General features: G+C 45.6%; 20 protein-coding genes. 7 read left to right on the top strand and 13 right to left on the bottom strand.

All coding sequences use genetic code 11. From position 1 onward, the window contains the following. Positions 1-219 precede the first annotated feature (219 nt). The 3 genes from L2D08_RS11360 to L2D08_RS11350 form a co-directional block, all read right to left on the bottom strand. Complete coding sequence (locus tag L2D08_RS11360) at positions 220-1,872, bottom strand: glutamine--tRNA ligase/YqeY domain fusion protein (protein WP_242233891.1); 1,653 nt, start codon at positions 1,870-1,872, stop codon at positions 220-222. Between the two features lie 77 nt (positions 1,873-1,949). Next, positions 1,950-3,380, bottom strand: a complete 1,431-nt coding sequence (gene putP, locus L2D08_RS11355; RefSeq protein WP_375337580.1) for a sodium/proline symporter PutP — start codon at positions 3,378-3,380, stop codon at positions 1,950-1,952. Positions 3,381-3,531: 151 nt separating this feature from the next. Further along, positions 3,532-3,861, bottom strand: coding sequence for a DUF948 domain-containing protein (locus L2D08_RS11350; protein ID WP_242233889.1), 330 nt, complete (start codon positions 3,859-3,861; stop codon positions 3,532-3,534). Between the two features lie 117 nt (positions 3,862-3,978). On the opposite strand from L2D08_RS11350, the gene L2D08_RS11345 reads away from it, so the two are divergent. Next, positions 3,979-5,214 (top strand): DUF2254 domain-containing protein, encoded by a 1,236-nt coding sequence (locus tag L2D08_RS11345; RefSeq protein WP_242233888.1) that lies wholly within the window; start codon positions 3,979-3,981, stop codon positions 5,212-5,214. Further along, positions 5,168-5,794, top strand: a complete 627-nt coding sequence (locus L2D08_RS11340) for a DNA-3-methyladenine glycosylase (RefSeq protein ID WP_242233887.1) — start codon at positions 5,168-5,170, stop codon at positions 5,792-5,794. Before L2D08_RS11345 ends, L2D08_RS11340 begins: the two co-directional genes overlap by 47 nt. A 27-nt stretch (positions 5,795-5,821) precedes the next feature. Here the strand turns inward: L2D08_RS11340 and L2D08_RS11335 are convergent, their stop codons facing one another. Beyond that, on the bottom strand, positions 5,822-6,022 hold the full coding sequence (locus tag L2D08_RS11335; RefSeq protein WP_375337577.1) for a hypothetical protein: 201 nt from the start codon (positions 6,020-6,022) through the stop codon (positions 5,822-5,824). Positions 6,023-6,128: 106 nt separating this feature from the next. Between L2D08_RS11335 and L2D08_RS11330 the strand changes: the two genes are divergently transcribed. Continuing rightward, entirely contained in the window at positions 6,129-7,301 is a 1,173-nt protein-coding gene (locus L2D08_RS11330) for a DEAD/DEAH box helicase (protein WP_242233885.1), read from the top strand. Between the two features lie 68 nt (positions 7,302-7,369). On the opposite strand, the gene L2D08_RS11325 is transcribed toward L2D08_RS11330, so the two are convergent. Together L2D08_RS11325 and abc-f are read right to left on the bottom strand one after the other, a co-directional pair. Next, entirely contained in the window at positions 7,370-8,035 is a 666-nt protein-coding gene (locus tag L2D08_RS11325) for a Dph6-related ATP pyrophosphatase (RefSeq protein WP_242233884.1), read from the bottom strand. Next, on the bottom strand, positions 8,035-9,591 hold the full coding sequence (abc-f, locus tag L2D08_RS11320) for a ribosomal protection-like ABC-F family protein (RefSeq protein WP_242233883.1): 1,557 nt from the start codon (positions 9,589-9,591) through the stop codon (positions 8,035-8,037). The genes L2D08_RS11325 and abc-f overlap by 1 nt, the downstream gene beginning before the upstream one ends. Before the next feature lie 124 nt (positions 9,592-9,715). On the opposite strand from abc-f, the gene L2D08_RS11315 reads away from it, so the two are divergent. Beyond that, positions 9,716-10,750: an STAS domain-containing protein gene (locus L2D08_RS11315; protein WP_242233882.1), complete on the top strand. Its 1,035-nt coding sequence runs from the start codon at positions 9,716-9,718 to the stop codon at positions 10,748-10,750. A gap of 106 nt (positions 10,751-10,856) precedes the next feature. After that, a complete protein-coding gene (locus L2D08_RS11310) occupies positions 10,857-12,197 on the top strand; it encodes a hemolysin family protein (RefSeq protein ID WP_242233994.1) in 1,341 nt (446 codons plus the stop codon). A gap of 46 nt (positions 12,198-12,243) precedes the next feature. On the opposite strand, the gene L2D08_RS24060 is transcribed toward L2D08_RS11310, so the two are convergent. The 6 genes from L2D08_RS24060 to L2D08_RS11285 all read right to left on the bottom strand — a co-directional run bounded on the left by L2D08_RS24060 (position 12,244) and on the right by L2D08_RS11285 (position 16,968). Beyond that, positions 12,244-12,369 carry a hypothetical protein gene (locus L2D08_RS24060; protein WP_255821928.1) on the bottom strand — a complete coding sequence of 42 codons (126 nt, stop codon included), beginning with the start codon at positions 12,367-12,369 and terminating at the stop codon, positions 12,244-12,246. After that, positions 12,366-12,512 carry a hypothetical protein gene (locus L2D08_RS11305; RefSeq protein ID WP_242233881.1) on the bottom strand — a complete coding sequence of 49 codons (147 nt, stop codon included), beginning with the start codon at positions 12,510-12,512 and terminating at the stop codon, positions 12,366-12,368. The genes L2D08_RS24060 and L2D08_RS11305 overlap by 4 nt, the downstream gene beginning before the upstream one ends. A gap of 108 nt (positions 12,513-12,620) precedes the next feature. Further along, complete coding sequence (locus L2D08_RS11300; RefSeq protein ID WP_242233880.1) at positions 12,621-12,893, bottom strand: hypothetical protein; 273 nt, start codon at positions 12,891-12,893, stop codon at positions 12,621-12,623. Between the two features lie 136 nt (positions 12,894-13,029). Then, positions 13,030-13,479 carry a C40 family peptidase gene (locus L2D08_RS11295; protein ID WP_309241340.1) on the bottom strand — a complete coding sequence of 150 codons (450 nt, stop codon included), beginning with the start codon at positions 13,477-13,479 and terminating at the stop codon, positions 13,030-13,032. Positions 13,480-14,051: 572 nt separating this feature from the next. Further along, positions 14,052-16,229, bottom strand: coding sequence for a GDYXXLXY domain-containing protein (locus tag L2D08_RS11290; RefSeq protein ID WP_242233879.1), 2,178 nt, complete (start codon positions 16,227-16,229; stop codon positions 14,052-14,054). Positions 16,230-16,254: 25 nt separating this feature from the next. Beyond that, positions 16,255-16,968 carry a TspO/MBR family protein gene (locus L2D08_RS11285; protein ID WP_242233878.1) on the bottom strand — a complete coding sequence of 238 codons (714 nt, stop codon included), beginning with the start codon at positions 16,966-16,968 and terminating at the stop codon, positions 16,255-16,257. Between the two features lie 137 nt (positions 16,969-17,105). Between L2D08_RS11285 and L2D08_RS11280 the strand changes: the two genes are divergently transcribed. Together L2D08_RS11280 and metA are read left to right on the top strand one after the other, a co-directional pair. After that, positions 17,106-19,259, top strand: a complete 2,154-nt coding sequence (locus tag L2D08_RS11280) for a DNA topoisomerase III (protein ID WP_242233877.1) — start codon at positions 17,106-17,108, stop codon at positions 19,257-19,259. A gap of 164 nt (positions 19,260-19,423) precedes the next feature. Then, positions 19,424-20,332, top strand: coding sequence for a homoserine O-acetyltransferase MetA (gene metA / locus L2D08_RS11275; protein WP_242233876.1), 909 nt, complete (start codon positions 19,424-19,426; stop codon positions 20,330-20,332). Positions 20,333-20,435: 103 nt separating this feature from the next. Here metA and L2D08_RS11270 read toward each other — a convergent pair whose 3' ends face one another. Beyond that, positions 20,436-21,212, bottom strand: a complete 777-nt coding sequence (locus L2D08_RS11270; RefSeq protein WP_242233875.1) for a carbon-nitrogen family hydrolase — start codon at positions 21,210-21,212, stop codon at positions 20,436-20,438. Positions 21,213-21,246: the final 34 nt, after the last annotated feature.

Here is a 21,246-nt window from a genome sequence, read left to right as displayed (position 1 = left end):
CGAACAGGAAATTAAGCAGGAAGTAAAAGCTGAAATTGAAGAAGAAGCGATAGAAGAAGCTAAAAAGGAAATCAAAGAAGAGCTGGCACGGGAAAAGCCGTGGAACGAGGGGATAGCGAAAACAGAACAACCGGGCAAAAGAAGTAAAAAAACAGCAAAGAAAAACAAGAAAAAATAAAGAAAAACCCGCCGTCTTGAATGACGGCGGGTTTTTTGTCATTACAGTCTAAATGAGCTTTTTAAAGAGACAATCCGGTTAAAGACTGGCTTGCCAGGCTTAGAGTGCTTCGGATCTACGTTAAAGTAGCCGTGGCGGAAAAATTGTAGTTTTTCCTGTACATCTACATCTTTCAAGTTTGGCTCAATAAATCCGCTTAATGTTTCAAGCGAGTTTTTATTAACATAATCGAGGAACGTTTTGCCTTCTGTATCCTCGCCTGCTTCGCTGTCCATAATGAGCGGCTCGTACAAGCGGAACTCAGCAGGTGCTGCGTGTGTTGCATCTACCCAGTGAATCGTTCCTTTTACTTTCCGTTCATTAAAGTCAGAACCGCTCTTTGTGCGTGGATCGTACGTGCAGTGAATCTCAACTACATTGCCGTTCTCATCTTTAATGAAGTCTTCACATTTAACAAAGTAAGCGTGTTTCAAGCGAACTTCATTGCCTGGGAAGAGGCGGAAATATTTTTTCGGCGGTTCTTCCATAAAGTCTTCCTGCTCGATATAAATCTCACGTGAAAACGGAATTTTCCGCATACCCATTTCTGGATTTTCCGGATTGATTTCCGCATCCAGCCATTCAACCTGGCCTTCAGGGTAATTGGTAATAACAAGTTTTAATGGACGGAGTACACCCATTGTCCGAGGTGCTTTCAGCTTCAGGTCTTCACGGACAAAGTGGTCAAGCATAGCTGAATCCACCACACCGGAGTTTTTCGATACACCTGTTTCTTTCACAAATTCACGAATTGCTTCTGCTGTAAAGCCACGGCGGCGCATGCCGGAAATGGTCGGAAGGCGTGGGTCATCCCAGCCGTCTACATGCTTTTCGTCCACAAGCTGTTTTAATTTCCGCTTACTCATCACTGTATTGGTAAGGCCTAGACGGCCAAATTCGATTTGCTGCGGCTGCATATCCATTTCACATTCACGGACTACCCATTCATAAAGAGGGCGGTGGTCTTCAAACTCCGTTGTACAAAGAGAGTGTGTCACGCCTTCAATCGCATCTTCAAGCGGATGCGCAAAATCATACATCGGATAAATGCACCATTTATCGCCCGTATTGTGGTGGGACGCATGGGAAACACGGTATAAAACCGGATCACGCAAATTTAAATTAGGGGAAGCCATATCGATTTTTGCCCGAAGCACTTTTGTTCCGTCTGCAAATTCGCCGTTTTTCATCCGTTCGAACAAATCAAGGTTTTCTTCTACAGTCCGGGTGCGGTACGGGCTTTCTTTCCCTGGCTCTGTAAGCGTACCGCGGTATTCACGGATTTCGTCAGCAGACAGGTCGTCCACGTAAGCGAGCTCTTTTTTAATTAGCAGCACAGCGCGTGCGTACATTTCATCAAAATAATCGGATGCATAGCGAAGTTCATCCCACTCATAGCCAAGCCAGGCCACGTCTTCTTTGATTGAATCCACGTATTCCTGATCTTCTTTTAATGGGTTTGTATCGTCAAAACGCAAATTCGTTTTGCCGCCAAAATCGTCAGCAAGCCCAAAGTTGATGACAATTGATTTCGCGTGGCCGATATGCAGGTAGCCGTTCGGCTCAGGCGGGAAACGGGTGATAACATGATCCCGTTTGCCTGATTCCAGATCCTGTTTGATGATCGTGCGAATAAAGTTAGATGATTGTTCCAAGTGAATCCAGCCTTTCTCTGTTAAGGTCATGTATGCCTATTATATTTCACTGACCGCACGAAAGAAAGGGCTGGACCTTATTCTTTCATTTTCGCGGTAAATTCATTGAATCGTTCTTCTGTTTTACCCTCTGTTTTTGTCAGCAGACTAACGAGGATAATCGCTAAAAGAGAAAAAACGAATCCTGGAATTAATTCGTAAAGGAAGTCTGCCAGTGCAGGGACTTCCGCCCAGAGGATGACGGTTACGGCTCCAACGAGCATTCCGGCGAGTGCGCCCCATTTCGTCATTCGCTTCCAGTACAAACTGAGCAGAATCGCGGGTCCAAACGCAGCACCAAACCCGGCCCACGCATAGCTGACAAGCCCTAAGATCGTGTCATTTTTCTCCCAGCCAAGCGCAAGCGCGATAACAGAAACGACCAGTACAGCGGAACGTCCAAGAAATACCAGCTCTTTATCGGACGCATCACGGCGTAAAAACGTTTTGTACAGATCTTCCACGAGCGAACTCGATGTGACAAGAAGCTGCGAAGAAATCGTACTCATAACGGCCGCTAAAATAGCGGACAGAATAAAGCCTGTAATAAAGGGGTGGAATAAAATTTCACCTAGTTTAATGAAAATCGTTTCCGGATCACCGATCGTGAGACCGTTCATCGAGTAGTACGCGATGCCAAGGAAACCGGTAAACATTGCTCCAACGATAGAGAAAATCATCCAGCTCATGCCGATCCGGCGCGCTGTTTTCACATCTTTTCTGGACGTGATCGCCATGAAACGGACGATGATGTGCGGCTGCCCGAAGTAGCCTAGTCCCCATGCAATCAATGAAACAATGCCTAACACACTTTGTCCCTGGAAAATATCCAGTATTTTCGGATCAATCGATCGTACTTCTGATACAGCTGTACCAAGTCCGCCAATTTCGATAAGCGCCACAATTGGTACAAGAACCAGTGCCAAAACCATAATAATTCCCTGTACAAAATCAGTCCAGCTCACTGCAAGAAAGCCGCCGAACAATGTATAAGCCACCACAATTCCCGTTACAAGCAGAAGTCCTGCATGATAATCAAGTCCGAACGTTGTATTAAACATTACGCCGCCGGATACCATACCAGAGGACACGTAAAACGTAAAGAAAACTAAGATGACAATGCCCGATACGAGACGCAGCACTTTTTTATGGTCATCAAAGCGGTTTTCCAGATAACCGGGAATAGTGATGGAGTCATTTGCTACTTCTGTGTAAACACGAAGCCGGGGTGCTACATAAAGCCAGTTTGCCCAAGCTCCAAAAGTTAATCCAAATACAATCCATGCTGAACTAACACCCGATACATAAATGGCACCCGGCAGTCCCATCAGGAGCCAGCTGCTCATGTCCGATGCACCGGCGGAAAGCGCCGTAACAGCAGGACCTAACCCACGGCCTCCAAGCATGTAGTCGGTTAAGTTAGACGTTTTTCGATACGCTAACCACCCGATCAGCAACATGCCGGCCATGTAAATACCAATTGAAAACAACAGCCAAAAACTCATTCAAACATCCTTTCTTGTTTTTTGCGTAACGGTAACCATTATAACGAACTAAATGAAAATGTAAAAAAAAGAGGCTCTTCGGCACTCGTCCGAAAAGCCTTTCATTCCTATCACATTAAGCCTTAGCAGTTTTTTTATTTTTTATTGGGTCAGCCGCTGTTTTGGCAAAAAATTTGGCGTTTTGTGGGATTTGTTTTGCTTCATTTACGGTCAATGTAACCGCTTGTTTTGCGTGATCAACATCCGCCATAATGTGTTCTTGGTGAACCTTTAGTTCATCTGTTTCGCCTTTGATTTTATCCGTTTCTGTCTGAATACGCTGCTGTGCTGCTTTTAAATGATCGACTTTTGGTTTGATCGATTTAAATGCTCTAACCGCTGAAACGGCAAGGTAAATAAGCGCGGCCACAAAAATAGCGAGACTAATCCAGCCAATCCATTCCATAAACATAACCTCCTGAAATTCAATGCTTATCTTTACTGTACCCGGAACGAACGGAAAAGTAACAGAAAATGTTTTGGAAAACAGTCAAAACGGAAAAAAGAAGAGAGAGGTGGTTTGATGATAAAGGAACGGACGAGATTAAATTTATCACGCCATATTTGGATTGTACCGGGAATTTACAGTATCGGCGCTCTCCTTTTGGCCAGTTTAGTGGTTTGGATGGATATTTCGCATTACACAGAACTCAAAAGGTGGGTGCCGGACCGGCTTTTAACCAGTACCTCTTTGTCTGAGACCATTCTGGGCTCTATTGCAGGCTCTCTTTTGACGATGACCTCGATTACTTTTTCTACACTAATGGTTGTATTAACCACTTATTCAGGACAATTTTCACCGCGTATTTTACAAAACTTTATCCATGATAAAGTCACGCTTCGGGTTCTCGGTGTGTTTATGGGCGGGTTTGTTTACTCTATGTTTTCCCTGCTGTTTATCCGCGAAGTAAATGCAGATGACCCGGTTATTTCCGCTGCAGTGGGAGTCTGCATTGCGCTTGTCTGTCTCGGTTTTTTTGCTCATTTCTTGCAGCATGTGGCCGATTCTATTCAAGTAACCAAATTAATTGACCGGCTGGCAGATGATGCAGTGGAAACCATTGAAAAAGTGGAGGCTGTAGGCAGCCGGGTGGATGAGCACCCTCCTGTGCCAGAGGGAGAACCGGAGATGCTGATCTCCGGTAAAAAAGGCTACATTCAATTATATGAATGGGAAAAGCTTTTAGAGACAGCGAAAAAACACGATTGTGTAATCGAATTGCTGGAACCAATCGGGACTTTTGTAACAAAAAAAACGCCTCTCGTTAAGATGTACCGCTCTCGTTCGTTTCATCGGGATGTGCGCGATTACGTAAAAGTCGGTGAAGAGCGGACACCGGTACAGGATGTGGAGTTTGCCGTTCAAAAGCTCGCTGAAATTACGCTGCGGGCCCTGGCTCCGGGAGCGAACGATCCGAATACAGCAATTGATGGCATCCGCCATATTGGGATGGCGCTTGATGAAGCAAGCCGCCTCGATGGAAAATACACTGTTTTTGAAGATAGAGTGATCATCCCTCGACGTCCGTTTGAAAAGATTTTATATGAAACATTTTATGAAATTTGTTACTCGGGGCGGGATCGCGTGTCTGTCCTTTTGGCTGTATTTGATGCATTAGACATGATTTCGGATAACAATACCCCAGCCATTCAAAAAAAGGTGCGCGATTTCGGAAGCTATGTCCGGGCGAAAGTAGAGGAGGATATTTTAAATGAAGCAGACCGGCAAAACATTACAGAACGGTTCAAACAGCTATAGCTATAAGCCGGTTAGTGACGCGTTTTTTCATGGACCGACGCTGTCTCTGGCCCGTAATTTACTCGGCTGCCTTCTTGTGAAGGAAACAGAAGAAGGCACAGCCTCAGGCTTTATTGTGGAAACAGAGGCATACCGTGGTCCGTTAGACCGTGCAGCGCACAGCTACAATAATAGAAGAACAAAACGTACAGAAGTGATGTTCGCGGAGCCTGGGCGCGTATACACCTATTTGATGCACACACACTGCCTCGTGAATGTGGTGAGCGGGGAAGAAGGACTGCCGGAAGCTGTATTGATCCGGGCAGTGGAACCGTACGATGGGGTCGATTTAATGATCCAACGGCGGGGAGAAATGCCGATGAAAAATTTAACGAGCGGTCCCGGCAAGCTGACAAAAGCACTTGGCATTCATATGATCGATTATGGACGTCGTTTTGATGAGCCGCCTCTGTTTATTGCCCACGGCTTTGCCCCGGAAAAAATCGCCGCAGGCCCTAGAATCGGCATTCCAAACAGCGGAGAAGCAAAAGACTATCCGTGGCGTTTTTGGGTGGAAGGCAATCCGTACGTTTCCAGATAAAAAGCAGCGGCGAGACGGCCGCTGCTTTTAATCCGGATATTTTTCTTCGCTTGAGGAAGAGTCTTTTGTTTTATGCTTGTCCTTTTCTTCCCGCTGTTCCATTTTCAAATCTTCAAGTGGAATCGCATCTACGTTTTGTTCTTCTTCAAATTTATCATACAGGCTTTCGTTTTCGGTGTCGATTTGCTCTGGGTTGTCCATTTTGCCTTGATCAAGCTTTTTATTCATTCGATTCATCTCCTAAGAAATCGTTTTCTGTACTGTAGCCTTATTTTGTCATTGTTAAACATGAGAAAAAAATGGATAATAAACAAAAAACAATGAAGGAGCTTTTATGTCAACACAACCCGCTTTTTTATCATCACTGCAGCCATTTTTACAAGAATCATGGGAGAAGGCCGGTTTTAAGCAGGCTATGCCCGTTCAGGAAGAAGCCATTCCACTTTTATTGGATGGACGTGATGTGATTGCTGAATCACCGACCGGAACGGGAAAAACCCTGGCTTATGTTTTACCGATGCTGGAGAAAATCGATCCGAAACGCAATCAAGTTCAAGCGATCGTCATGGCGTCATCGCGTGAGCTGATTATGCAAATACAAGAAGAAATCCGCACATTCGGCGGCGGTGTGATTACATCTGCCGGCATGATTGGCGGCGCAAACATTAAACGGCAGACGGACAGGCTGAAAAAACCGCCTCATATCGTCTGCGGAACACCTGGACGGCTTCTGGAACTTATTCAAATGAAAAAATTAAAAATGCATGAAGTGAAATTTATCGTGCTGGATGAAGGGGATGAGCTATTTACAACTGCCCTTTTTGAGCCGGTTCAGGCGATTATCAAAGCTACACAAAAGGACCGCCAGCTTGCTCTGTTTTCGGCTACACTGCCCGCTGCGGCTGAAGAGAAAGCGAAAGAGCTTATGAATGATCCGGAAACCATCCATATCAAAAAAGGAAGCCTGCCTAAGGAAGGAACAGTGCGCCACCTTTATTTTACTTGCGCGTGGAAAGAAAAGCAGCAAATGATCGAAAAGGTCATGCGCGTATTTCAGCCCGAGCGGATGCTTGCTTTTATCAAAGACATTACGGATGTCAATGTGATGTCAGAGAAGCTGGCGTACAAAGGACTTAAAAATGCGGTGCTGCATAGTGAGCTTCGCAAAGAAGAGCGTGTGAAAGCCATCCGGGATTTCCGAAACGGCAAAGCACCGCTTCTGTTTGCAACAGATGTAGCCGCACGCGGACTCGATGTGAAAGGGTTGACCCATGTGCTGCATTTTGAGGCACCCCACAATGTGCGTGAGTACACACACCGTTCAGGCCGTACAGGACGTGCTGGTGAAGACGGTACAGTCATCACGTTGATTACAAGTGAATTTCAGGAAAAAGAGCTGAAAAAAATGGCGCGCCAAATGGGCGTAGAGCTCGAAAAATATGAGTTTTTTAAAGGGAAAGCATTGCCGGTAAAAAGCAAGCCGGTCCGGAGCGAAAAAAATAATTGAAGCCGGGAAATAAATATCCGGACAAAGTACGGACAAGAAAAAGGAGACAGCTGCAGCTGTCTCCTTTTTTATAAAAATAGCTCCAGGCGGAATGAAGCATCTGACTCCATAACGTCTCCAGTGCGGAACGAAATAGGATGTTGAAAAAGCGGTCCATCGTAAACAAACGTATGAAATTCACCGTTTTCACCCATCGGGCAGCAGTCCGTCTGCGCGATATCCGCCGCAAAAGAGGCATCAAGTGTCCGGCCGAGAAAGTCCGGGCTGATCACGCCTTTACGAGTACGGATAATGAATGCTTTATATTGTGTATCAATAAATTCTTCTAGCATGCGGGAAGCTTGATCCGGCCCGGCACGAAGAGGGAAAAGAGCGGACAGGCCTGCAGCGGCCGCTGTATTTTCTCCCCATTCAAAATGAGCGTCTGTATAAATGTCCCCGTATGCAACCCCGTCCAGCTGAAACGATTCTTTCAGCTCGTGCAAGTCACGGATAAAGTCCTCTGTGTAGTGGTCATAGCGGCATCGAATAAAGTGAACCGGAACGCCAAGCGCTTTGCTCTGCGCTTCAATCAGCTCCATTTTCTCATCGTGTCCGAATGTGCGTCCTGTTTCAATCGGCACTGTAGTGACGAGGCAGGCAATATCGATTGGCTTTTTTTTTAACATATGAAAAACCATCATGCAGTCTTTGCCGCCGCTCCACGACAGGGCGACTCGCTTTGGCGTTCCCATTAAAACACCTTTGTGGTCCAGGATTCACCGTTCCAAATATCAGTGACAACATCTCGGTAAAACTCAGGTTCGTGGGAAATAAGCAGAACGCTGCCTTTATAGTCTTTTAAAGCCCGTTTTAATTCATCTTTTGCATCTACATCCAAATGGTTGGTTGGCTCATCCAGCACCAAAATATTCGATTCCTGGTTAATTAGCTTGCACAGGCGGACTTTTGCTTTCTCCCCACCACTCAAAACGGACACTTTGCTTTCAATATGCTTGGTTGTTAAACCGCATTTGGCCAGTGCCGCCCGAATTTCGTACTGGGTAAATGACGGGAATTCCGTCCAAAGCTCTTCAATACACGTATTACCCTTATCCGTTTTCATTTCCTGCTGGAAGTAGCCAATCAGCAGATTTTCACCGCGTTCAACTGTACCCGAAACCGGCTTGATTTCACCAAGCAGGCTTTTTAACAGAGTGGTTTTCCCGATGCCGTTCGCACCGGTCAGGGCGATTTTTTGTCCGCGTTCCATGCGCAGATTCAGCGGGCGTGAAAGAGGCTCACCGTATCCAATTACCAGGTCGCGCGCTTCAAAAATCAGCTTGCTCGGTGTCCGGCCTTCTTTAAAGCGGAACTCCGGCTTTGGACGCTCTGCGGCAAGCTCAATGACATCCATTTTATCAAGCTTTTTCTGGCGTGACATCGCCATGTTCCGTGTGGAAACGCGCGCTTTATTACGGGCCACAAAGTCTTTCAAATCGGAAATTTCCTGCTGCTGCTTTTTATAAGCCGCTTCAAGCTGCTGTTTTTTCATTTCATACACTTTCATAAAGTCTTCGTATGTGCCGGCGTAGCGGTTCAGCTCTTGGTTTTCCATATGATAAATCAAGTTGACCACACTGTTTAAGAATGGAATATCATGTGAAATAAGGACAAACGCATTTTCATATTCCTGCAGGTAACGCTTCAGCCATTCAATATGCTGTTCATCCAGGTAATTGGTCGGCTCATCCAGCAGCAGAATTTCTGGCTTTTCGAGCAGTAATTTGGCCAGTAGTACTTTTGTCCGCTGTCCGCCGCTCAAGTCATGTACATCACGATCAAGGCCGATATCATCAAGCCCGAGCCCGCGTGCTGTTTCTTCAATTTTGGCATCAATCACGTAAAAGTCATTGTTCGTCAGCAAGTCCTGCATCGTACCTGTTTCTTCAAGAAGCTTCTCCAGCTCTTCTGGCGTAACCTCGGCCATTTGCCCAAACAATTCGTTCATTTTTGTTTCAATATCAAATAAATATTGAAACGCTGTACGCAGTACATCGCGAATGGTCATGCCCTGCTTCAATACCGCGTGCTGGTCAAGATAGCCGACACGGACATTTTTAGACCATTCTACTTTTCCTTCATCTGGCTGCAGCGTTCCAGTAATAATATTCATAAAAGTAGATTTTCCTTCGCCGTTTGCCCCAACAAGACCAATGTGCTCGCCCTTTAGGAGACGAAATGACACATCATTAAAGATAGCACGGTCGCCGAAGCCATGGCTCAAGCGGCTGACTGATAAAATACTCATCTATATAAACTCCTTGTTCTTTTTTGATCATTATATCATTTTCCGAAAAAAACGGGAGAAAACTGTTAAACGGCGGGTACTCATTGTAAAATGACTGTATGAGAAACCACGGGAGGGATTATGGATGCAGGAAAAGCAGCAATTCGAAATCAATGGAACGAGCCTTCAATGGGACCGAGCAGAAGGGCTGTTTCAGTTTGAAGGAGCGGATGTAGTCCTTTTTTGGACAAAAACAGCGCTGAAAACGTTCATTGATACGATTGAAGAAGTAACAGGTGCAGAATCCGCCCGGGTTGTAATGGAAGCTGCAGGATACCGGACGGGAAAAATCGTGAGCCGTTTTTATAAAGAAAAATGGAGCGTGGAAAAAACGCTGGAGCTCCTGCCCGATATGTACGCATCGGCCGGCTGGGGAGCGACAGAATTCAAGCGGCTGTGCTTAGCAGAGCGCCGAGCGGTTTTGTCTATTCGCAATGACTGGGAAAGCAAGGTCGTGCAGGCGCAGGGGAAAGAGGGTGCGGGCACATTTCTTGGAGGACACTGGGCTGGCGTACTGAGCGGATTGATCGGGGAAACAATTTGGTACAAAGTAACGGAGTATGAGGCGGACGAAGAAAAGTCATATAAAGAAATTGAATTGTTTCCATCTTCAAAAACACCGTCGGAAAACGTGAGCGAGCATATTCAAACACGGGAACAGCAGACAATCATCCAGCTTGAAGCGATGGTTGAAAATCGGACGATTGAGCTGCGCAAGCTGATCCGCGAGCTGTCATCGCCAATTATTCCGGTTCTTGACGGCATTTTGGTTACGCCGGTGATGGGGCGGTTTGATCAAGAGCGGTCAGATGATTTTACGGAAAAAGCGCTTCAGTCCATCGTGGAGCACAAAGCGAATATGCTGATTCTGGACGTTACCGGCATTAAAGCAATGAACAATTTGATTTTAAGCACACTTGAAAAAGTGACACAATCCATTCAGTTGATCGGCGCAGTGCCGATTGTCGCCGGCATTTCACCGGAACTGGGGATGGAGATGGCTTCAAAAGGCATTTATTTAAACGATTTAAAGTGCTTTGCTACGCTAAAACATGCGATTCATTATGCGATTGCGCTGGAAGGCATGCAAATCGTGAAAAAAGAAGACGAATCATTATAAGAAATCCGGTGCCATTTGGTATGATAGGAGAAAACATGGGTACAGAAAAACTTACTTTTTTACCCTAGGAGGTGAGAGGAAAGGGCAGTCAGACTGCTTTTTCCGAATATTGATAGATATAGGTATTGCTGTTAAATTAGTATCATTTGCATTACTCATTGTATTAACCGGATTTTTTGTAGCAACTGAATTTGCTATTATTCGTGTGCGCCAGTCACGCATCAATCAGCTTGTTGAAGAAGGAAACAAGCGGGCGATGGCAGCGAAAAAAGTAACGTCAAACCTTGATGAATATTTATCTGCCTGCCAGCTTGGCATCACTATTACTGCTCTTGGACTTGGGTGGCTCGGTGAACCAACGGTAGAAGCTATACTACATCCGGTATTTGAACATTTCGAGGTTGCTCCATCCGCTGCAAGCATCTTGTCTTTTATTATTGCGTTTGCGGTGGTTACATTTCTGCACGTTGTTGTCGGAGAGCTTGCACCAAAGACCGTTGCGATTCAAAAAGCGGAATGGGTAACATTAATGTTTTCACCGCTCATTATTATTTTTGATAAAATTATGTATCCATTTATTAAAGCATTGAATGGTTCTGCGCGCGGACTTGTCGGTATTTTCGGACTAAAGCCTGCGTCTGAGCATGAAATGGCTCATTCAGAAGAAGAGCTGCGGATCATTTTATCAGAAAGCTTTAAAAGCGGAGAGATTAATCAATCAGAGTACAAGTATGTGGACCGTATTTTTGAGTTTGACGAGCGTGTCGCAAAAGAAATTATGGTGCCGCGTACCGATATGGTTACGCTGTCGAAGGACTTAAAGTGGGATGAAATTACCTCCATCATTGAACTGGAAAAGTATACGAGGTATCCGGTGGATGATGGTGATAAGGATAATATTCTCGGCATGGTAAATATGAAGGAGCTACTTTCGTATTATTTAAACCGGAACAGCGACCGGAGCCGGCCGCTCGAAGAATTTGTGAAGCCGGTGATTCGTGTGATTGAGACCATTCCGATTCACGACCTGCTTTTAAAAATGCAAAAAGAGCGTATTCATATGGCTGTGCTTATGGATGAATATGGCGGTACATCAGGGCTTGTAACAGTTGAGGACATTTTGGAAGAAATCGTTGGAGAAATCCGGGATGAATTTGATACCGATGAAAAACCGGATGTGCAAAAGCTTGGTGAAAAGCACTATTTATTAAATGCGCGTCTGCTTATTTCAGAAGTAAATGACCTGTTAGGCACAGAGCTTTCTGATGAGGAAGTAGATACGCTTGGCGGCTGGGCGCTTACTGAAAATATCGATGTTAAGCTTGGTGATTCGATTGAGCAGGACGGCTATGAATTCATTATCCGCGATGCGGAAGGCCACCATATCCATGCGATTGAAGTGAAAAAGTCCAAGCCGATGGAAGCCGAATCAGCATCAGCTGAATAAAAAGAGTCTGCGAAAATTTTCGCAGACTCTTTTTTAAAAGGCGGAACTAAGCGACAATGCCGTTTAATTTTCCAGCCACTAAGTTTGTTTGAACAGACCGGTCCGCCAGGGATTCAATGGCAATAGAAGTGAGAGCCATCGGAATCAAGCTGATTAAAATACCGTTTTTCACAACATCCGACGTCCGCCCGGATACAATGTTACGCTGACAGCCGCAATTTCCCCGTTCACATAAACAGGTGCATAGCCTGACAAGCGGCTCATGCCTTCGTACTCGCACGCTTTAGAGTAGGCAGGATAACTTGTTTGGATCAATGGGGATATCGCTTCCCCATCAATATAAAAAGAGTCCCCAACGTTAAAGACTTTGTCCTTTAAATGATCGTCCAGCGCCAAAAGGATTCCGGTTTGATCAATAATATATTATGTTTCAAAGATAGCTTTATGGCCAGTAGTCCAGTTTAACTGAGTGCCGAGAGCTTGAGCTTCTGCTTTGTCTCCTTTTAGGACGGCACGCATGGTGTCTTCTGTAGCCAAGCCGGCTGTAATATTGGCACAGCCATATGCTTCAATTCCGGCAGCTTCATATAATTTGTCATAAGCGGTTTTATAAGCAGCAACAGAAGTGATAATGAGCATTGCGATAATAGTGCCGATAAAGATAATGCCAAGCTGCCATGTAACCGTGCTTTTCATAACCGTAAGTCTCCTGATGGCATAACTGTTTTCTTGTTTATTCCATAAGTATTATAAAAAAGTCTGTGCTTTTATGACATTTTTATTACGAAAAAACGCCCGCCGCTGATAGGATCAACGACGGGCGTTTGAGCTATTAATCTAGTGTTTTAGAACCGATATACCGCTTGCTCCAATAAGGGTTAGACGTTTTATCAACCGAAACTCCTTTTGAGGAGGAAGCATGAATAAATTGATTATTGCCAAGGTAAATGCCTACGTGGGAAGCACCCTTTTTGTATGTTGTAAAAAACATAAGGTCACCTGGCTCCATGTTGGCTTTAGAAACAGCCTGTCCTTTTTTGTACATGTCGGCTGCTGTACGCGGCAGTGAATAGCCGGTTTGTTTATGTACGTATTGAATAAATCCCGAGCAGTCAAAGCCTGCCGGTGTTGTACCGCCAAATTGATATGGTGTGCCAATATGCTCCTTTGCCTCAACGATTGCCGCCTTGGCGTTGTAAGCTGCATTCGTTTGCTGAGCGGGCAAAAGGCCGCCGAACATAATGAAACAAATGCTAAGGAAGATCCATAATCCTTTTTTCACGCTAGTCCCTCCGGTCTGATGGCCGCTGCTAAACGGTTACATGTAAGTTGATGTAAATATATCAGAAAATTCCGGATAATAAGTTACAGTTTTATGTATTTCATATTACAGTTTCATGACAAAAGTAGCCCGAAAGAAGTTGGATAATCGGAATACAGAGGGATATAACTATTTTTGGGGTATCCTTTCATTTTTTTATACGCAAGGGATGTAAGCTATTTGTATGAAAGCCGATAAATGAAGCCTGCCGGACTTTGCGCTTCTTAGGACAGTGCGGGAGCCTCCTCGGCTGCGCCTGCGGGTCTCCCGGCTCACTGTACTTCCCCGCAGGAGTCTTCGTCCGGCAGGCTTCACTGGTGTTGTGCAGATCCATAAGCAAGGACTGAATAGACCTTTTCTCTTTTTTAAACAGCAAGATACGACCTTATGAGCTCTGTACAATCCCGCCGCAAGCCATTTGGCGGCGGGAAGGCGAAGCTGCCTGGATCCCGCCGATCCTACCCTATTCATGTGCACGCTCATCCATATCAATTGTCTACAGTCTCACAGCACGAAAGAAATCGGGCTGTTTTTTAGTGAATGGTTTCTAAAAGGGCATCTCCATTTTCAGCGATGCGGATAATCGCATGTGTTTTTTGTTCCCACTTTGTTCCTGTATTTTCAGGGATAAAGAAATGCTCAATACCGAGGGTTAATGTGCCATACCGCCCGGAACCTTTTATAAACAGGCCGTCTGGCTGCTGGTGCGTAAACGTTTCTGCTTGATAGACTGGAATCTGTTTTCCGTTATAGGATATAAACTCTGAAGTAGGCTTTAAGGACACATTGATTTTTCCTTCCGGAGGAGCTGTGGCGCTGTTATAAAATTGATCGCTGTACACTGTGCCGATGGTGTAGCCAAGCTGAACATAGTCTCCTTGAATAAGGGAGCGAGGGTCCACAGGAGCAAGCTCCAGCGCAGCCACTTCTCCTTTTTGAAGAAGCTGTTCTTTCTGCCAGGCAGTCGTGATTAAAAATGCAGATTGGAGTATAAGCACCACTGCAAACAGGCCAGCACTCCATTTTTTGACGGGAACCGGGACAGTGTGTTTTCTTCCCCAGATGAACCAAAGGACGAAAAACAGCAGGCTGATCAGTAAAAAAGAAAGCGACTTGTGCAAAAGCAGCCAGGCGTACTCATAGTATTTCCAGATAAAAAAGGCGATAAAAGCTGCCCAGACCGGCCAGCGGTACAGCCTTCTTTCCGAAGCAGGCTTAAAAAGGTGCCAGAAAATATATAAAAGAAACACGGCATGAAGAAAAAGAGAGTCCCAGCCTTTTTCAGTCAGCGAGTAAAGCATAAAGAGAAGGGACAGCCAAAAACCAGACATGCCGACAGGCTGCTCTTTGAAAGAAAGAAACACGACCGCATTTCCTGCAGCAGCCGAGAATAACACCCACGTGCTGACAGAAAGCGATACATCATTTTCAGTCAGCAGGCGTAAAATGCCATACAGAAGCACAGCGTTTGCTGATATATAATAAAGAATGGATTCATTTCGTTTAAAAAGCAGTACAGTCAGCAGCACGAGCGGAACCGCAAGGAGAAAAGCTGTCCAGGTACGGTCCCATTCGGACACGAGATAAGAAAACAAAAAGATAAGTCCGGTAATTTGAAGTGTGAGACGGACCACCAGCCACGATTCTTTTTTTACAGCCAGGCCTGCAGCCGTGCAAAGAAGGGCGAGAACGAGAAAGCTGAGCGAAAAGTTTCCGCTGAACCCGAAAAGCATGCCGACAAACGAGCTCAGAGAAAACACGGCAATCAGTGTACCGATGAATGCCAGGGCTCCTGTGAAAAAAGTAATCGTATACCGTCTCCATTTATGATCATGCATGCTGCCGGAAGAAGCAATTTTTCGAAGGCCGATAATACTAAAAGCAAAAAGTAAAAGCAGCATCGGAAAACCCGTGTAAAAAATAAATTCTCCAAGCAGCTGATAGGTCATGTAAAACACATTTGGAACCACGTATAATCCGAAAAACAAAAGGTGAACGCCTAATTCAAATGGATGGCTTTTTTGTGAGCCGATAAACGCTCTCCAAAACAAAACGATAAATACAATATACGCAGCATGAAGCAGCAGAAAAACGGCACGGTAATCCATATTGCCTGCAAGCGTATCATAAAGCATATGCGTATCGAGCAAATAAACCGCGCACCCCTGCATGATAACCAGAGATATAAACGAAAGCTTTTCTTCCTGGAGTTTGCGCCAGAAAACATAAATCGCTCCGTGCAAAAGAATGGCCCCTAAATAAATGAGCAGCTGCTCGCCATCCGTGTAGGTAATAAAGGCACCGGTTGGATACAGCTTCAGCCAGAAGGTGAGCTCAAACAGTAAAAATGCGAGCCAGTACAGCGGCCGGTAACGGGTAAAGGCGGCCAGGAGAACGGCAGGAATCAGTGTAACAAAAAATAGCACGTATGAATCCGCATGTGAATTATACATCTGGCCAATGAGCGCGGCGGCGACCGCAAACGCAACAACCGACAGCAGCAGCCACCAGTTGCCGAGATACGCAAATGTGCGGCTTCTTCGGTATAAAAAAGCCAGTATGGCACAAAGAAGCAAAATCGATATGCTTAAACCGATTTTTACCGGACGGTCAAGCCCGGGCCAGTTGGCGGCGAAAAAATAAATAATGGCAGCAAAGAAAAAAATGAGGCCAAGTAAATAAGGGATGTCGCCTTTTTTTTGCGCAAACATGGGTATTCCTCCTCTTCTTTTTCTTTCAGTATACTATTTTTTTGCGGGAGAAGAGAGAAGAGAGAAAAACGATTAAAGCAGCTCCGACGGCTGTAAAGGCGATAAAAGGTTCATCTGTCCAGTTTCGGACTGCGATGCCAGAGAAGGCCCAAACAAACACAAGCGGATACACGGGATCCCGGTGTGCAAAGCGGAACGTCACAGCCAGTACAGAAGCTAAAACAATCAGAAGAATCGTCCAGATGGCAGCAGAAAGACCAAAGCCGCTCCATTCATAATACGTTAAGGTATAGCTTATATTAGCCATTACAGCCACGCTGACCCAGCCGAGATAAACCGAAAATGGAAACCGGTCCCAAAAAGAAAAGTGTTCTCTTTTTATGCGTGAATAAATGATGATAAGTGAAACGAGCAGGGCGATGATCACCAGCGTACTAAGTACAAAAAACTCATAGTGCCAAAGAAAAATCCATGTTGCATTAAAAGCACAGCTGAATAAAAAGGGCACATGAACCTTCCGATCAATATGAGATGGTTTGAAGCCTCGAAGCAGCCAAATAATCAGCAGGAAATAAATGAATCCCCAAATCGAAAATACATAGCCGGCCGGTGTGAAAAGAACGTTTATTTTGTCGGAAATTTCGCTGGTCGTCTGTCTATTAAGGGGGATAGCGTTTGCCAGGCTGTTTACGGCCACAACGACAAGAAATCCAATTAAATTAAGCCAAAAAATTCGCACAAAATCGCCTCCTTTTTTCGTTCTTTTCCCTTTTACTTATATGCGCTAACTCTTGTCCTTTTTCTAGTTGTTATTTCAGAATAATTTTTAAGTGTGTGATATAATAGAAATAGTGCACCAATAGGAAGGATGGTTATATGAGCAAAACCGTTGTACTTGCAGAAAAACCATCCGTTGCCCGTGATATTGCCCGCGTTCTAGGATGCAGCAAAAAAGGGAACGGATTTTTAGAAGGAAACCAATATATTGTCACATGGGCGCTTGGCCACCTTGTAACACACGCAGATCCGGAGGGCTACGGCGATCAATATAAAACGTGGAACATAGCGGATCTGCCGCTTATGCCAAATACGTTGAAAACCGTGGTGATCCGCCATACGAGCAAGCAGTTTCATGCGGTAAAAGCACAGCTTCTGCGAAAAGATGTCTCGACCATCGTCATTGCGACTGATGCAGGACGTGAAGGAGAGCTGGTCGCACGCTGGATTATCGACAAAGCCCATGCGAAAAAGCCGGTGAAGCGTTTATGGATTTCATCGGTGACGGATAAAGCGATCAAGGAAGGGTTTCAAAAACTTCGTGACGGCCGCGAATACGAGAACCTGTATCGATCTGCCGTTGCCCGGGCAGAAGCAGACTGGCTTGTCGGAATCAATGCGACGCGTGCTTTGACAACAAAGTACAATGCGCAGCTGTCATGCGGACGTGTTCAAACGCCAACACTTGCCATCATTGCCAAACGGGAAGAGGAGATCAAGAATTTCCAGCCGAAGAGCTACTATGGCATCCAGGCATCTGCAGGCGGTATGAAACTGACGTGGCAGGATGCAAAAGGAAACAGCCGGACGTTTTCAAAGGAAAAACGCAATGAACGGATAGAGGCAATCGAAGGCGCCAAGGCAGTAGTTACGAATGTGAAAAAAACAGCGAAAAAATCATATGCCCCAGAGCTGTATGATTTAACGGAACTGCAGCGTGATGCGCATAAGCTGTTTGGCTACTCAGCGAAAGAAACGCTGAATGCCATGCAAAATTTGTATGAGCGACACAAGCTTGTTACGTATCCGCGCACAGACTCACGCTACCTGCCGCAGGATATGGTGTCTACCTTAAAAGAACGGGTGGAAGCAGTAGAAGTGCGTCCGTATACACCATTTGCGGCAAAAGTGCTGCGCCGTAGCATTCAGCCGGGCAAATCGGTTATAAACGATGCAAAAGTAAGCGATCACCATGCCATCGTGCCAACCGAACAGCCGCCAATACTCAATGAGCTGAGCGATAAAGAGCGGAAAATTTACGATTTGGTCGTAAAGCGTTTTTTAGCTGTGCTTCTCCCCCCATATGAGTATGAGCAGACGGTCATTGAAGCCAGCATTGGCGGAGAAACCTTCACCGTTAAAGGCAACGTGGTCAAGTCTGCCGGCTGGAAGGAAGTATATGGCCGGGATGAAGACGCGGAGCCATCACTGCCGGCTGTTGAAAAAAATCAGCAGCTGCCGGTAAGCAAGCTGATCCCGACAGAAGGGGAAACAACGCCGCCGCCGTTTTTTAATGAAGGCACTCTTTTATCCGCTATGGAAAATCCATCGAAGGTAATGAATGTAGACCAGGACGTGAAGAAAACATTAACCGAAACAGGCGGGCTTGGAACGGTAGCGACTCGCGCGGATGTGATTGATAAGCTGTTTAATACGTTTTTAATTGAAAAGCAGGGGCAAAACATTCGTGTGACTTCTAAAGGAAAGCAGCTGCTTGATCTTGTTCCTAAAGACCTGCAGACGCCCGCACTGACAGGGGACTGGGAGCAAAAGCTTGAGAAAATCGCGAAAGGAAAGCTGAAATTCGAGACGTTTATGGCGGAAATCCGCACTTATGCCAAAAATGTAACAAATGAAATTAAAAACAGCGATGCGAAGTTCAAGCATGATAATGTAACCGGCAAGCAATGCCCTGAATGCGGCAAGCTGCTTCTTGAAGTGAACGGGAAAAAGGGTAAAATGCACGTGTGTCAGGACCGCGAATGCGGTTACCGCAAGCAGGTTGCCCGTGTAACAAATGCCCGCTGCCCGAACTGCCACAAGAAAATGGAAATGCGGGGCGAAGGAGAAGGCCGCTTGTTTGTATGCAAATGCGGCCACCGGGAAAAGCTGTCTGCATTCGAAAAAAGAAAGCAAAAAAGTGGCAAGGGTGCGGCAACAAAGCGTGATGTGAATCAGTACCTGAAAAAACAAAACCAGGATGAGCCGGTGAATACGGCGCTGGCAGATGCACTGAAAAACTTAAAACTATAATCGAACAACCGTTCTTTATTGTTATTTTATAATAATGATTTGGGACGGTTGTTTTTTTCTGAAAAAGGTGTCTATAATGATTTCAGAAACAAGAGCAGGGAGCATCTGCTAGGCTGCTGCTTGTATCGTTTGTTTATTCATTATGACTTGTAGGGAGGAACATTATGCCGATAAATATACCGCATCAGCTGCCGGCACGCGAAGTGCTGGAAAGAGAAAATATATTCGTCATGGACGCGGATCGCGCCAGAACGCAGGATATTCGCCCGCTTAATATTTTAATTCTGAACTTGATGCCGGAAAAAGAAAAAACAGAAGCTCACCTTTTGCGTCTGCTTGGTAATACGCCGCTTCAAGTGAATGTCTCGTTTTTATATACGGCAACATATGAATCAAAAAACGTAAGTAAATCCCATCTCGAGCAATTTTATATTACGCTTGAAGAAGCGAAAAGCCGCCGTTATGACGGTTTGATTATTACTGGAGCGCCGATTGAGCTGATGGAGTTTGAAGCGGTCAGCTACTGGGCGGAGCTGCAGGACGTTATGAACTGGGCAAAAACAAATGTAACGTCTACTTTGCATATTTGCTGGGGAGCACAGGCAGCGCTGTATCACCATTACGGCATCGGCAAGTTTGAACTGCCTAAAAAATGCTCTGGTGTGTACGAACATGCAATCACCGATCCGACTGTAAAACTACTGCGCGGGTTTGACGATGTATTTTCGGCACCGGTTTCCCGTCACACTGATGTCAGCCAGGAAGCGATTGAGGCAAATGATGAACTGATTTTGCTCGCTTCTTCCCCAGAAGCAGGCCCGCTGCTCATCATGTCAAAAGATGCGCGGAATATTATGATTACCGGACATCTTGAATACGATGCAACTACGCTCGCGGAAGAATACGAGCGTGACTGTGCGAAAGGCCTTGAGATAGACATGCCGGAAAACTACTTTCCAGGCAACAACCCTGCCAATCGTCCGCCGAATAAATGGCGCTCTCACGCTCACTTGCTTTATTCAAACTGGCTTAACTACTATGTCTACCAGGAAACACCATACGAATGGAAATGAAAGAGCAAGACCGTCCACGCATAATGGACGGATTTTTGCTTGCAGAAAATATACCTGGCTCCATAAAAAAGCGCTGCCGGCATGTGCCAGCGGCGCTTTTTGCTTAATAAAACGATGTTCTTCTGTCTTCGAAAACAGGAATGCGGCTGCGGATTTCATCAATCGCACCAAAATCTATTTCACCGATAAGCATTTCCTCCGCTTCGCCTGCTTCAGCAATCACTTCACCCCACGGGCCGATAATCATAGAATGCCCGGCAAACTGATTGTCAGGGTCGGAACCAGATCGGTTACAGGCGATCACATAAGCCTGATTTTCAATTGCGCGCGCCGTGAGCAGTGTGCGCCAGTGATCTACACGGGCGAGCGGCCATTCGGCAGGAACGAATAAAACACGGGCGCCGTTTACAACTTGTTTACGGAACCATTCCGGGAAGCGAATGTCATAGCAGATAAATCCAGCCATCTTTTCACCGGCCAGCTCAAACAAACCATCTTCCTCGCCGTCAATTAAATATTTTTCCTCATGCATAAGCCGGAACAAGTGCAGCTTGCTGTACTCATGAATGAGGCGTCCGTCTTTGTCAACGATAATCATTGTATTTTTAACACCGCTGCCCGTATCATTGGCAACCGAGCCGCCGACGATGTGCATGCCGTATTTTTGGGCTGCCTCTGTTAAAAACTGCTTGGCCCGCTCTGCTCCGCGGTCCGCAATTTCATTCAGGCGCGTTAAATCATAGCCGGTTGTCCAAAGTTCTGGCAGCACAGCCAGCTCGCAGCCGGCTTCGCTTGCTTTTTTTAAAAAGTCTGCCGCCCGACTGTAATTTTCTTCCGGGTCGCCAAACGCTATATCCATTTGCAGACAGGCAATTTTCATGTTTTTCATCTCCGTTGTCTTTTTAAAAATTGTA

This window comes from Domibacillus sp. PGB-M46 (assembly GCF_022668875.1).
Taxonomy (GTDB): Bacteria; Bacillota; Bacilli; order Bacillales; family Domibacillaceae; genus Domibacillus.
Note: the sequence above shows the minus strand (reverse complement) of the source record. Positions and strands in the feature narration are given on the sequence as shown.

What these genes read in the sequence shown, in the direction of transcription:
- putP (WP_375337580.1), bottom strand. Translation starts at nt 3,380, where the DNA reads ATGGCCGGCATGTTGCTGATCGGGTGGTTAGCGTATCGAAAAACGTCT.
- L2D08_RS11340 (WP_242233887.1), top strand. Translation starts at nt 5,168, where the DNA reads ATGAAGCAGACCGGCAAAACATTACAGAACGGTTCAAACAGCTATAGC.
- L2D08_RS11290 (WP_242233879.1), bottom strand. Translation starts at nt 16,229, where the DNA reads ATGTTTGCGCAAAAAAAAGGCGACATCCCTTATTTACTTGGCCTCATT.
- abc-f (WP_242233883.1), bottom strand. Translation starts at nt 9,591, where the DNA reads ATGAGTATTTTATCAGTCAGCCGCTTGAGCCATGGCTTCGGCGACCGT.
- L2D08_RS11300 (WP_242233880.1), bottom strand. Translation starts at nt 12,893, where the DNA reads ATGAAAAGCACGGTTACATGGCAGCTTGGCATTATCTTTATCGGCACT.
- L2D08_RS11335 (WP_375337577.1), bottom strand. Translation starts at nt 6,022, where the DNA reads ATGAATAAAAAGCTTGATCAAGGCAAAATGGACAACCCAGAGCAAATC.
- L2D08_RS11350 (WP_242233889.1), bottom strand. Translation starts at nt 3,861, where the DNA reads ATGGAATGGATTGGCTGGATTAGTCTCGCTATTTTTGTGGCCGCGCTT.
- L2D08_RS11315 (WP_242233882.1), top strand. Translation starts at nt 9,716, where the DNA reads ATGCAGGAAAAGCAGCAATTCGAAATCAATGGAACGAGCCTTCAATGG.
- L2D08_RS11345 (WP_242233888.1), top strand. Translation starts at nt 3,979, where the DNA reads ATGATAAAGGAACGGACGAGATTAAATTTATCACGCCATATTTGGATT.
- metA (WP_242233876.1), top strand. Translation starts at nt 19,424, where the DNA reads ATGCCGATAAATATACCGCATCAGCTGCCGGCACGCGAAGTGCTGGAA.
- L2D08_RS11280 (WP_242233877.1), top strand. Translation starts at nt 17,106, where the DNA reads ATGAGCAAAACCGTTGTACTTGCAGAAAAACCATCCGTTGCCCGTGAT.
- L2D08_RS11330 (WP_242233885.1), top strand. Translation starts at nt 6,129, where the DNA reads ATGTCAACACAACCCGCTTTTTTATCATCACTGCAGCCATTTTTACAA.
- L2D08_RS11270 (WP_242233875.1), bottom strand. Translation starts at nt 21,212, where the DNA reads ATGAAAATTGCCTGTCTGCAAATGGATATAGCGTTTGGCGACCCGGAA.
- L2D08_RS11325 (WP_242233884.1), bottom strand. Translation starts at nt 8,035, where the DNA reads ATGGGAACGCCAAAGCGAGTCGCCCTGTCGTGGAGCGGCGGCAAAGAC.